Source organism: Asanoa siamensis (genome assembly GCF_016862555.1).
GTDB classification, from domain to species: Bacteria; Actinomycetota; Actinomycetes; order Mycobacteriales; family Micromonosporaceae; genus Asanoa; species Asanoa siamensis.
Window position 1 is genome coordinate 1 of record NZ_BONE01000077.1, and the last position, 12,220, is coordinate 12,220.

The 12,220-nt window shown below is 70.9% G+C and carries 13 protein-coding genes; 12 read left to right on the forward strand and 1 reads right to left on the reverse strand.

Features of this window, described 5'->3' with window-relative positions; all coding sequences use genetic code 11:
- From Asi02nite_RS32770 to msrA, 4 genes are all read left to right on the forward strand, one after another.
- Nucleotides 1–224 (forward strand): hypothetical protein (locus Asi02nite_RS32770; protein ID WP_203717894.1); only part of this gene is annotated, 224 nt, incomplete at its 5' end.
- 11 nt (nt 225–235) lie between these two features.
- Nucleotides 236–1,330: a hypothetical protein gene (locus tag Asi02nite_RS32775; protein WP_203717895.1), complete on the forward strand. Its 1,095-nt coding sequence runs from the start codon at nt 236–238 to the stop codon at nt 1,328–1,330.
- Between the two features lie 103 nt (nt 1,331–1,433).
- Nucleotides 1,434–1,922, forward strand: coding sequence for a peptide-methionine (R)-S-oxide reductase MsrB (gene msrB / locus Asi02nite_RS32780; RefSeq protein ID WP_203717896.1), 489 nt, complete (start codon nt 1,434–1,436; stop codon nt 1,920–1,922).
- The gene (gene msrA, locus Asi02nite_RS32785; RefSeq protein ID WP_203717897.1) at nt 1,919–2,473 is read left to right on the forward strand and encodes a peptide-methionine (S)-S-oxide reductase MsrA; all 555 of its coding nucleotides are present in this window, start codon (nt 1,919–1,921) and stop codon (nt 2,471–2,473) included. The genes msrB and msrA overlap by 4 nt, the downstream gene beginning before the upstream one ends.
- A 44-nt stretch (nt 2,474–2,517) precedes the next feature.
- On the opposite strand, the gene Asi02nite_RS32790 is transcribed toward msrA, so the two are convergent.
- Complete coding sequence (locus Asi02nite_RS32790; protein WP_203717898.1) at nt 2,518–3,315, reverse strand: methyltransferase domain-containing protein; 798 nt, start codon at nt 3,313–3,315, stop codon at nt 2,518–2,520.
- Between the two features lie 43 nt (nt 3,316–3,358).
- Here Asi02nite_RS32790 and Asi02nite_RS32795 point away from each other — a divergent pair, with 43 nt between their 5' ends.
- From Asi02nite_RS32795 to Asi02nite_RS32830, 8 genes are all read left to right on the forward strand, one after another.
- Entirely contained in the window at nt 3,359–3,649 is a 291-nt protein-coding gene (locus Asi02nite_RS32795; RefSeq protein WP_203717899.1) for a hypothetical protein, read from the forward strand.
- A 90-nt stretch (nt 3,650–3,739) separates the two neighbouring features.
- Nucleotides 3,740–4,171 carry a sigma factor gene (locus Asi02nite_RS32800; protein WP_239127345.1) on the forward strand — a complete coding sequence of 144 codons (432 nt, stop codon included), beginning with the start codon at nt 3,740–3,742 and terminating at the stop codon, nt 4,169–4,171.
- A gap of 12 nt (nt 4,172–4,183) precedes the next feature.
- Entirely contained in the window at nt 4,184–5,590 is a 1,407-nt protein-coding gene (locus Asi02nite_RS32805) for a WD40 repeat domain-containing protein (protein WP_203717900.1), read from the forward strand.
- A gap of 124 nt (nt 5,591–5,714) precedes the next feature.
- Complete coding sequence (locus tag Asi02nite_RS32810) at nt 5,715–6,224, forward strand: SigE family RNA polymerase sigma factor (protein ID WP_203717901.1); 510 nt, start codon at nt 5,715–5,717, stop codon at nt 6,222–6,224.
- Nucleotides 6,221–7,579: a TolB-like translocation protein gene (locus tag Asi02nite_RS32815; protein ID WP_203717902.1), complete on the forward strand. Its 1,359-nt coding sequence runs from the start codon at nt 6,221–6,223 to the stop codon at nt 7,577–7,579. The genes Asi02nite_RS32810 and Asi02nite_RS32815 overlap by 4 nt, the downstream gene beginning before the upstream one ends.
- Before the next feature lie 223 nt (nt 7,580–7,802).
- Entirely contained in the window at nt 7,803–9,398 is a 1,596-nt protein-coding gene (locus Asi02nite_RS32820; protein WP_203717903.1) for an ABC transporter substrate-binding protein, read from the forward strand.
- Between the two features lies 1 nt (nt 9,399).
- Complete coding sequence (locus Asi02nite_RS32825) at nt 9,400–10,374, forward strand: ABC transporter permease (protein ID WP_239127347.1); 975 nt, start codon at nt 9,400–9,402, stop codon at nt 10,372–10,374.
- Nucleotides 10,375–10,377: 3 nt separating this feature from the next.
- On the forward strand, nt 10,378–12,219 hold the full coding sequence (locus Asi02nite_RS32830) for a dipeptide/oligopeptide/nickel ABC transporter permease/ATP-binding protein (protein ID WP_203717904.1): 1,842 nt from the start codon (nt 10,378–10,380) through the stop codon (nt 12,217–12,219).
- Nucleotide 12,220: the final 1 nt, after the last annotated feature.

Here is a 12,220-nt window from a genome sequence, read left to right on the forward strand (position 1 = left end):
TGTGGGACTCGCGGGGGGAGTGCCAGGCCGACGCGCCGAGCCTGGACCGGACCGCGGCCGACTGCCGGACGATCACCGACACCCGGCCCACGCCCGCGCAGAACTGGCTCACCTCCGAGCCCAGCCCCGACGACCTGATGAACAACAGCCAACGACCACCACGGGCAGCCGATATCCGGCGGATGGACTGGTTCTTCGGCAACTGCACCGTCGGAAAGTGCTGAGGGGGCCGACGATGAGGCGCAACCGACGCACCCTCGCGGTGATCGCCGTCCTGGCCGCCGTGCTCGCGGCGGTGACCGTCGAAGTCACCGGCACCCTGGCCTCGGCCGGCGACCCGACGAACCCGGCGACGGCTCCCCAGCCGCAGTACGACTACGACGACCCGGCGAAGGCCTTCGTGGTGGAGCTCGACTTCGGGTCGACCTCGGCCGCGCTCGTGCGCGCCTCGGTGGTGCGGGCGCGCTCGTACTCCCATCTGGGCGACCCCCCGCTGCTGCGGCTGTCCCTCGTCGACGAGGACGGCGCGGCGGGTGACTCCGTCAACGCCTGGGATCCGCGATGGTACTTCGAGCAGAAGCCGGGCGGCGGCGAGCGGATGGTCCGGCGCGACGGCCCGGGCACCCTCGTCGTGCCCTTCGACGCCGACACGGCCACGATGACGGTCCGCGACCTGCGGGCCGCCATCGATCTCGCGACCGTGGACCTGCGCCCCGCGGTGCGGGAGTTCTGCCTGGCACACCCGATCGACACCGAGTGCGTCGAGGCCGACCTCGCGGTCACCTCGACGACCGCGTCCGGCGACACCCTCGGCGTCGTCGGCACGCCGGTCACGGTCCAGGTGGCCGCTACGGTGGCGAACCTCGGACCCGACGGTCCGCTCGACGCCGACGTGGTGCAGACCGTCGCCGCCGCGCCTGGCCTGACGGTCATCCCGGCCGGCCGGACGTTCGACGCCGACAAGCTGGGGGTGGGCACGCCGGCCAAGGTCGGCGGCGACTACACCGTCGTCTGCACGAGCCCCGGCACCCGGACCGTCACGGTGACGACGTCCGTCGCCCCCGAGCGGGCCAAGGTCGCGGACGTGAAGCCGGCCAACGACGCGAGAACGGTGTCGTACGCGATCGACTGCGCCGTCCCGGTGGCCGTCAACGCCGAAGCCATCCAGCCGTCGACCGTGCGCCCGGGCGTGCGGGCCCCGCTGGTCGCGACCGGCACCTGCGGCGCGGAGGCCCACGGCACCGTGCACGCCAGCCTCACCGACCTCGGCATCCAGAACGGCACCACGGAGATCTGCGTCCGTGGCCGTGCGGGCCCCGGCGCGGGCTGATCGCGATCACGGCGATTTTCTCGGGAATCCCGGGACCAAAACAAGGCACCCCGATGTTGTTGCAGGTGACGCCGCAGCCAGCGGCGGCAGAAGGGGAGACAACGTGTCACAGGACTACCGCAAGACACCGGACGCGCTCAGCCGCCTCAATGACACCCAGTTCCACGTCACCCAGCGGGACGGGACCGAGCCTGCCTTCCGGAACGAGTACTGGGACAACCACGAGCCCGGGATCTACGTCGACGTGGTCTCCGGCCAGCCACTGTTCTCGTCGACCGACAAGTACGACAGCGGCACCGGATGGCCCAGCTTCACCAAGCCGATCGACGGCGACGTCGTGCGTACGAAGACCGACAGGTCGCTCTGGATGACCCGCGTCGAGGTCCGGTCCGCCGGCGCCGACAGCCATCTCGGGCATCTCTTCGACGACGGCCCCGCCGACGCGGGAGGCATGCGGTACTGCATGAACTCGGCCGCGTTGCGGTTCATCCCGGTCTCCGAGCTCGAGGCGCAGGGGTACGGCGAGTACCGTTCCCTGTTCGAGCCGGACGTAACGAACGGCACGAACGGCACGAAGGAGCACGCATCATGACCAGCGGAGTTCACGACACGGGGCAGGTCACCCGCGAGCCCGGCACCGAGACGGCCGTCCTGGCCGGCGGGTGTTTCTGGGGCATGGAGGATCTCATCCGCCGCCAGACCGGCGTGTTGGACACGCGCGTCGGATACACCGGCGGCGACAACGACCACGCCACCTACCGCAACCACCCTGGCCACGCCGAAGCGGTCGAGATCGTCTTCGACCCGACGCAGACGACGTACCGTGACATCCTGGCGTTCTTCTTCCAGATTCACGACCCGTCGACGCTGAACCGCCAGGGCAACGACATGGGCTCGAGCTACCGCTCGGCGATCTTCCCGCAGACCGACGAGCAGGAGCGCGTCGCCCGCGACACGATCGCCGACGTCGACGCCTCCGGGTTGTGGCCAGGCAAGGCGGTCACGACGATCGAGCCGGCCGGCCCGTTCTGGGAGGCGGAGCCCGAGCACCAGGACTACCTGGTCAACTATCCGAACGGCTACACCTGCCACTTCCCACGGCCTGACTGGGTGCTGCCGAGGCGCAGCGCCGCGTCAGCCTGACGGCAGGGGGCGCGTCCACCGTCGGTGGACGCGCCCACCCCGATTCAGCCCGCGCGGCGTCCCCACGCCGAGATCAGTGGCGCGAGAGTGAGTTCGAGCGCGCCGGCGTCGACGGCGGCCAGGTGCGCCTCGATCTCGGCCTCGTCGGCCAGTCCCGCGGCGAGCAACTCCGCACGGACCATGCGTACCGTCGCGGCTTCCAGCCGGTCGCAGGCGACCCCGCCCACCGGGAAGCAGCCGGACGCCGCGACATCCACCAGCCCCGCCGCCCGCAACGCCCGCGGCAGCGTACGGCCGTAGCGCGGATCGGCGCCCCGCCGGGTCATCAGCTCCCGCACCGCCCGCCGCAGCCGGTTGGCCCGTCGCTGCGCCTCGCCGACCTCGTCGAGGCAGGCCAACGGTTGCAGCTCGGTGTCGGCATCCTCGACCAGCAGCCACCCGCCGGGCCGCAGCGCAGAGACCATCGCCGCCAACGCCCGGGCCCGGTCGGGCACATGGACGAGCACGAGCCGCGCGTGTACGAGGTCGAACGTGCCCGGCTGCGGCGGCGGGTCCGCGACGACGTCGTGCTGCCGCACCTCGTACCCGGCGTGCGGGTCCAACCAGACCGGATTGACGTCGGTGGCCAGCACGTACCCCGTCGGTCCGACGGCGGTGGCGAGTGCTTCCGGGATGCTGGGGCCGCCGGCACCGACCTCCCAGCAGCGCCAGCCCGCCCGTGCGCCGAGCCGGTCGACGTGCCCGCGGGTGACGCCGTCGAACAGCTCGGCCAGCGAGGTGAACCGCTCGCCGGCCTCGACCCGGGCGTTGTCGAGCAGATAGCGGTGATCCGGCGCACTCATGCCCCCATCCTGACGCGCGCGATCCGTGCGGTAGACCTAGGGCGTGGAAAGCAGAGGTGGGCGCCCGAGTTTCACGGCGACCCTGGAACCTCGCCCGCGCGCCGACGGCGGGCTGACACTGAGCAGCCGCGGCCAGGGCGACCAGCCGGGCCATTATCTGACCTATGTGGACGCCCAGACGCGACGCTTGACGGCCTTGAGCGTGCACGGTTTCGCGGAACGCCTCGACGTCTATGTCACCACGGAGGACGACCTGGTCGCGGAGCACGCCTTCAGCGTCTTCGGGCTGCCCTTCCTGGTCCTCCACTACCGCATGCACCGCAGACCAGCCTGACAGAACGTTCTCCGCCGCATGTCGGAGGGGTGCAACCGATCCAGTCGGTTGTGCGCCTGTAAGAGTGTGACATTGGTTTCCGTGCCGGCCGTGCGGGGCGACTTCGAGGCAATTTACGCCGAGCATTTCGCCCCGATGGTTCGGCTTGCCTATGTGACCACAGGCAGTGTTCCGGCAGCGGAGGATGTGGTCCAGGAGGTGTTCATCGCCTTGCTGGCTCGCGCTGACGTGCGTGAGCCCGGCGCGTGGCTGCGTAAGGCGGTTATCTCCCGGTGCACGTCATGGCTGCGGCGGCGGCGGCTCGAACGCCGTCACGCGGTCCAGGGACCCCTGGCGCAGACCGTACCGATAGGTCCAGAAGGGGTCGCGGTCCGCGACGGGTTGGCCAAACTTCGGCCTCGACACCGGGCTGCGATTTTTCTCCGCTACTACCTCGACCTGTCCGAGGCCGAGATCGCCGAGGCGCTGGCTGTCGGCCGGGCACGGTCAAGTCCCTCCTGCACCGCGCGCACGCCACGTTGAGGGAGCACTTGAATGAGCACTGACCGGATGCCGTGCCCCGCGCCCGGCAGCGACGAGTGGTGGGTTGGTAGCCCAAGCCACAACGAGCACGACGCGCGGCTACGGCGAGGAGTGCGGGACCTGGCCAACGCTGTTCCAGTGCCGGAGATCGGGCCGGCTGGCCTGCGCGCCGCAGCTGCGCGGCGGCGCGTCCGACCGCGTGCGCGTGGCCGATGGCTGCCGGCACTTGCCGCTGCCACTACCGCGCTCGCCATCGTCGCGGTCGGTCTGTTGCCAGGCATGCCGACGGACCTCGGGGCGACGCCACTCAGGGATGCTGACGTCGCGGTGTTGCCGAAGACCTTCGCCGTAAACTCGTACCTCACCGCGCACGTCTCCGCCGACCCGCCCGGGCCGGTTATCGGTCTCTACAGCTACAGCCAAGGGGTCTTTCCGGCGCCGGGCGTACTCGTGGTCGGAGTGAACGGCCGGAGCTTTCGCGAGCTCGACGCGGCTTCCCGACCCAGTAGGGGATATCCTGGCTCGCACAGATCGGCTCTGACGTTGTTGTCGCCGGACGGCACCAAGGTCGCGGTAGGGGACTCGCCGAGCAGCATCGCAGTGGTCGACCTGGTCAATGGAAAGGCACGCCGCTATCAGGTCCACGGCGTCGCCCGACAGTTCCTCGCCTGGTCACCGGACTCTCGCCGGCTGCTCTACCTGGCTTTGCCACGGGTACCGGCGATGTTCGAGGAGCCTCGAGAAGGCGAGCCCGTTGTGCTGGACCTAGGCAGCGGGTCGTCGGCCGTCATCCCCGGGCAACGAGGCACGGTCGATGCCGCCTACGCCTCGGACGGCTCGCGGCTGGCGCTCCAACGGCAGGGAGAGCTGCGGATCGTCCGGCTGGATGGCGCGGTCGAGCGGACGTTGTCGCTGCCCGACCGGCACCGGTTGGCTGGCGCCGCCGCCTGGTCGCCGGACGGCAGCCGGCTCGCGCTGTACCGGATGGGAGAAGTGACCGGTCAGGGCACCCCCGACTCTGTCTATGGACTACGCGGCGAGGGGTCTCCGGATGGGCTGGCGGTCCTTGACCTCGACAGCGGTGACACCTTCGCCCTCGGCCCACTCAGCGACCTGCGGACACTGCTCGGTTGGCGCGGTGATCGGCTGGTCGTGGACCGCTGGGAGACCATCGCACAGCTACCAGTCGCCGGAGGCCCGGCCGAGCAGCTGGCCATGCTGGAACCTGGCCACGGCAACTTCACCGACCTGCAGCTGGCTACGGCGCTGCTGCCCACGGTCGAGGTCCGCGACGCGGGTAGGGACCAGGGGCCATGGCCAGTTTGGCTGATGCTGGTGGTGGCTTCAAGCGGGCTCGTCGCCGCCGGGCTCGGCATCCTCGTGACCCGAGCGCTGCGCCGACGAGGCCCGCTACCGTAGCAGCCCCTCTTGGCCCTACCTCGGATGCCGTCGATCCGCATGCACGCATCCCGCCGAGGCGGTGCGTTAAAGGTTCCCTCCGAGCCTCGGTCGGCAGGCGTCAGGTTAGGTGAGGAGGCATAGCTTGACGGAACATACGAACGGCGCGCGCGGCGACTTCGCCGACTTCGTGCGTGTGGAGGTGCCAACCCTGACCCGAGCGGCGTACCTCATGACCGGTGATCGTCACCACGCCGAGGATCTCGTCCAGACGACGCTGGCGCGGGTGGCCGTGCGATGGGACCACGTCGACGAGCCGGCGGCCTACGCGCGACGCGTCCTGTACACGCAGTCGGTCAGCTGGTGGCGTCGAAGAGCGGCACGCGTCTCGGAGACCTTGACCGCCCGGGTGCCCGACCAGCCCCGACTCGACACCGACGTTGATGTCGCGGTGGTCCTGGAGCGGGCCCTTCACCGACTTACCCCACGCCAACGCGCAGTGCTGGTGCTTCGCTTCTTTGAAGATCGCACTGAGTCCGAAACTGCCGAGCTTTTGAACTGCCGGATCGGAACGGTGAAGAGTCAGACCCGACACGCGCTTCGACGGCTGCGGGAATTGTCTCCCGACCTCGCGCAACTGGAGATGGACCGATGAATGAATGGCTGACCCGGGGCCTCCACGCCATCGCCGACCGTGTTCCCCCCGCCGCCGTACCAGAGGACCTGTTCAACCAGGCCAGGTCCCGCCACCGACGACGCACCGTCCGAGGCGGCATCGCGCTGACGGGGGTTCTGCTCGTCATCGCTGTCTCGCTGGTGCGACCGATATGGCAACAGCCATCTGTCTTCGGGGCTGGCGGGCCGCAGGCGGGCATCCCGACCGAGGTGGTCGTGCCGCCGCATTGGTGTGCCACGGTCGGCCAGTCGTCGCCTGGACCAGCCGCCGCGATCTTCGGGGGTGAAGCGACCAGGGACGACTGGTTCGAGGGCCGCTTCGCCGCGGTCTCCGCGACGGGCGACCGATATCGCGTCATCGACGAGATGCCATATCGGCCGCCGGGCTTCGAGGCGCTGCTGTCCCCGGACGGCCGTTACGTCGCGCACGGACGCGCGGTCACCGCGCTGACCAAGGACGGCAAGGACATCTCCTACCTGCCCGGCGACGTCATCGCGTTCTCGCCCCGGAGCGACCGGCTGGTGTTCGCCACGGAAGCGGAGTTAACGCATCCGAACACATACACCACGCCGATAGTAGGTATCTACGACCTCGCCAGCCGGTCGACGGTGACTCAGGTCGACGTCGGATCCGCCTGGATCAGTCCAGGCTGGACCGCCGCGATGTCCGCTGACGGCAGGCGCCTGGCACTTCAGGTACGCGACGAAATCTGGATCACAAGACTGGAAGGTACGGTCGGCACCCCGTACCTGAAGATCCGTGTACCGGGCGGTCGTCTCGCCGGTCCGGGATCCTGGCTTCCGGACGGCCGCTCGCTGATGGTTGCCGAACCGGCGTCCGACGGTGGCTGGAGGCTCTCGGAACGGGACACGCAAACAGGCGAACCTGTCGAACGGCCCGCACTGCCCGTACCGCCCGCGGCCACCTTTCTGCGGGTGATCGCCTGGCACTCAGCGGATTCAGCCGTCGTCCTTGCCGGGTTCTCCCACGGCGACGTCAAGCCGGCGAGCGATAACTACGATGTGTCGTTGGGCCCGTTCCGAAGCTCGACGACAGATCAGGTGCGGTTGGTCGTGCTGACCCGCGGCGCCGCGAGCGCGCGTACGGTACTCGAGACCCCGGAGGGAGTCGACGACTTGGACGTGGCGGCCGACCTCGCCACCGCCGAGGCGTTCCGATCGCCAGGCGAGCCGACATTCGGACCGCCACATACCCTGTATCTCATCGGAGGCTCGCTCATCCTCGCCGCGGTGACCATCGCGATCTTCGTTGCGGTGCGTGCGGTCCGCAATCGAGGACGGCGCAAGGCGGCCGCAGCGTCGAACCGCGGTTGACCGACCTCGACCTGGCGCCGACTGGGGGCGCCGTCACCGCCGCCGGCCGGAAGGCTCAGTAGCGGATGCGGCGGCGCCCACAAGGGATCTTCGTTCCCGTGTACGGATTCTCAAGGTCGGAGTTGTCCGCTCGTACGAACACAGCCGGGTGGAGGTCACCCTAGGGTGGCCGCATGTCGGTACGTGGTGACGTCCATCACTGGCTGTGCGAGCGGAGGCATCCATGAGATCTGTCCGGACCACCGCCGCGGTGGGATGTCTCGCGCTTGCCCTCGGCGCGTGTGGGGGCAATGCCGGAGACGACGGCGCGGTCGCTGAGCAGCAGTTCGTCGACGGCAAGACGTTCACCATGGCGCTCGGCGCCGATCCCGGCTCGCTCGACCCCCACTTCACGTCGCTGTCGGCCGCGGCGCTGGTGGACCGGTTCATGTACGACTCGTTGCTCTACAGCGACCCGAACGGCAACTCGGTGGCGGGTCTGGCGGAGACCTGGGAGGGCACCACGACCTCCGCCAAGTACGTGCTGCGCAAGGGCGTCACCTGCGCCAACGGCACTCCGCTGACCGCGACGTTGGTGGCCGACAACATCAACTTCGTCGGCAACCCGGAGAACGCGTCGACCCGCATCGGGGTGTGGGTGCCGCCGGGCGCGACCGCGAAGGGTGACGACGCGACCGGGACCGTCACGGTCACCGCCGCGGCGCCCGCGGCGTTCCTCGTCCGTACCGTCGGCGGGCTGCCGATCGTGTGCGACCGCGGCATGAAGGACCGCAACTCCCTCAAGCAGGCCGGCGACGGCACCGGGATGTTCACGCTGACGGAAGCGGTCGCGAACGACCACTACACCTTCACCCGGCGCAAGGAGTACGCGTGGGGCCCGGGTGACTTCAAGGCGAACCAGCCCGGCCTGCCCGACACCGTGATCCTCAAGGTGGTCACGAACGAGTCGACCGCGGCCAACCTGCTGATGTCGAAGCAGGCGAACGCGGCACAGATCATCGGGCCCGACCGGCAGCGGCTGCAGGCCGCGAAGCTGTTCGAGCGCCAGGTGGAGGCGCCGCTCGGCGAGCTGTGGCTCAACCACAAGAGTGGGCTGCCCGGTTCCGACGAACAGGTGCGCCGCGCGCTCGTGCAGGCGCTGGATCTCGGTGAGCTCGGCAAGGTGGTCAGCAGCGGCAACGGCAAACCGGCGACCGGTCTGGTGGCGCCGGGCATCGGGCCGTGCAAGCAGAACACGGTCGAGGGCAACCTGCCCGGGCACGACGTGGCGGCGGCCAAGGCCGCGCTGGACGCGGCCGGCTGGACCGCCGGCGCCGGCGGCGCGCGCACGAAGGACGGCAGGAAGCTCGCGATCGTGATAGCCCTACCGTCCAGCCTCGGTTCCGGCATGCAGGCGGGCGTCGAGTTGGCGCAGAAGGCCTGGACGGAGGTCGGCGCGGAGGTCACGGTCAAGCCCGTGACCGATGCCGAGGTCGGCACCGCCATCGTCGGCGGTCAGCTCGCCTGGGACGCGGCCTTCCTGCCGCTCGGCCTGCCGCTGCCCAGCGGCCTGGTGCCGTACCTGTCGGGGCCGTCCGCGCCGCAGGGCGTCAACTTCTCCGGCATCGACAACGCCGAATACAATGCGGCGGTCGCGGAGGCCTCGGCGATCGCCGGCACCGACGGTTGCGAGAAGTGGGCGGCCGCGGAGAAGGCCATCTTCGCGCGCGTCGACCTGGTGCCCTTCGTCAACTCGACGGTGCCGACCTTCGGCCAGGGCGCGCAGTTCGAGTTCGGTGACGGCGCGCTGGTCCCACAGTCGATCCGGATGCTCGCCTGACGTGGCGACCGCCGTGCGGGCGATGACGGACAACGCGTGGGCACGCTTCGCCGCGCGCCGGCTCCTGCGCCTGTTGCTCTCGATCTGGGTGCTGCTGACCGCGGCGTTCCTGATGATCCACCTGATCCCCGGCGACCCGGTGCGGGCGGCGCTCGGCGTCACCGCACCGGCGGAGCTGGTGAACGCCCGCCGCGAACAGCTCGGCCTCAACGACCCGCTCTGGACGCAGTACGGGCACTACCTGGCTGACCTGTTCTCCGGCAGGCTGGGCGTCTCGACCATCTCCGGCCTGCCGGTCTCGCAGGTCATCGCGGACCGCTACCCGGCGACCCTGGAGCTGGCCGTGTACGCGTTCCTCGTCGCGGTCGCCCTCTCGGTGCCGCTGGGCCTGACGATGGCGGTGCTGACGCGGACCGGCCGCCGGCGGCGGTTGGAGCTGGGCTTCACCTCGACCAGCGTCTTCCTCGGCACGGTCCCGGAGTTCCTGGTCGGAGCCTTCCTCGTGTACGTGTTCGGCGTGCGCCTCGGCCTGGCCCCGATCGCCGGGTGGGCGGGCCCGGACTCGTACGTGCTGCCGGTCCTCGCCCTGGCGATCGGACCGGCCGCCGTGCTCGCCCGGATCACGCGGGTGGAAACGCTCGCCGTGCTGGAGGCCGACTTCATCCGCACGGCCCGGGCCAAGCGGCTGCCGGACCGGCGGCTCTACCTGCGGCACGCGCTGCCCAACTCGCTGACCGCCACGGTCACCGTCGCGGGCCTGCTGCTCGGCGGGCTGGTCGCGGCGACCGTGCTGGTGGAGAACGTGTTCGCCTGGCCGGGCCTGGGCAGCACCATCGTCTCGTCGATCCTCGCCAAGGACTACCCGGTGGTGCAGGCCATCGTGCTGGTCTACGGCCTGGGCGTGCTGCTGGTCAACCTGGTGGTCGACGTGGGCCTGGCCCTGCTCGATCCGCGCTCGACGATCCGGGAGAGCTGAACCGTGCCGAGGTTGCGTACCCCGCTCGGCGGCACGGCCGCGGTGCTCCTCGTCGCCGTGCTGGCGACGGCCGTGCTGGCGCCGCCGCTGTGGGGGGAGAAGGCCGCCGCCGCCGCCGACACCGCGAACATCCTGCAGGGCGCGTCCGCGGCGCACTGGGCCGGCACCGACGGGCTTGGCCGGGACATCTTCTTCCGGGTGCTGGTGGCGACCCGCCTCTCCGTGCTGCTGGCGTTGCTGGCCACCGGGCTCGGCGTGCTCACCGGTCTGCTCCTCGGCGCCGCTCCGCTGCTGGTCGGCGCCCGTGTCGGCCGACTGGTGACCGCCGCGGTGAACATCGCGGTCGCGTTCCCCGGTCTCCTGCTCGCGCTCAGCTTCGCGGTGGTCTTCGGCGTGGGCGGCACCGGCGCCGTCCTCGCGATCGGCTTCGCGATCGCGCCCGCCTTCGCCCGGCTGACCGGTACCCTGGTCGCCACGGTCGCGGAGCGTGACTACATCGCCGCCGCCCGGATCGCCGGCGTCGGGCGGTTGCGGATCCTCGTCCGGCACGTCCTGCCGAACATCGGCGAGCCGTTGGTGGTCAACGCGACCGTGGCAGCCGGCGGCTCGCTGCTCGCGTTCGCCGGCCTGTCGTACCTCGGACTCGGCGTGCAGGCGCCCGCGTACGACTGGGGACGGCTGCTCGGCGAAGGGCTCAACAGCCTCTACATGCACCCGCTCGCGGCCCTCGTGCCGGGCGGCGCGGTCGTGCTGGCGGGGCTGGCGCTCAACCTGACCGGCGAGGCCGTCGCGCGGGGGATCGGGCAGACCACACCGCTGTTCACCGCGGTCCGCCGCCGGCGTCCCGAGGCGCCGCTTCCGTCCAACCAGGACAGCGCGGACGTGGTGCTCGCCGTGGAGGGGCTCCACGTCAGCTTTCCGGGCGTCACCCCGGTACGCGGGGTGAGCTTCACCGTGCGCCGCGGCGAGGCCGTCGGCGTGGTGGGGGAGTCCGGCTCAGGCAAGAGCCTCACCGCGCTGGCGATCGCCCAGTTGATCGAGGAGCCCGGACAGGTACGCGCCGAGCGGCTGGAGTTCGCCGGCGAGGACCTGCGGCACGGCCCGAGCCGGGCCCAGCGGCGCCTGCTCGGCACGTCCCTGGCGATGGTCTTCCAGGATCCGATGACGTCGTTCAACCCGACCCAGCGCATCGGCCGGCAGCTCGCCGAGCCGGCCCGGGCGCACCAGGGACTGTCGCGGCGGCGGGCGTTCGACCGGGCGGTGGACCGGCTGCGGGCCGTGCGGCTGCCCGCGCCGGAACGGCGTGCCCACCAGTTCCCGCACGAGTTCTCCGGCGGCATGCGGCAGCGGGCGATGATCGGCATGGGCCTGATGGGCACCCCGATGCTGATCCTCGCGGACGAGCCGACCACCGCCCTCGACGTGACCGTGCAGCGGCAGGTGCTGGCGCTTCTGGAGGACGTCCGGGCCACCACCGCCGCGGCGCTGGTGCTGATCAGCCACGACATCACCGTCGTGGGGCAGGTCTGCGAGCGGGTGCTCGTCATGTACGCCGGCCGCATCGTCGAGGACGTGGCCACCGCCGAGCTGTCCACGGCGGCCCGGCACCCGTACACCCAGGCACTGCTGGCCGCGGTGCCGCACCTGGGCACCGACCGGGACCGGCCGCTGACTGTCATCCCGGGCCGGCCGGCCGACCCCGGCGACACACCGGTCGGCTGCGCGTTCGCCCCGCGCTGCGCGTACGCCGACGACCTGTGCCGGCGGGCGGACCCGCCGCTGGAAGGGGGAGTGGCCTGCTGGCACGCCGACCGGACGGTCGCGCCCCCCGGCCCGGGTGGGTGAG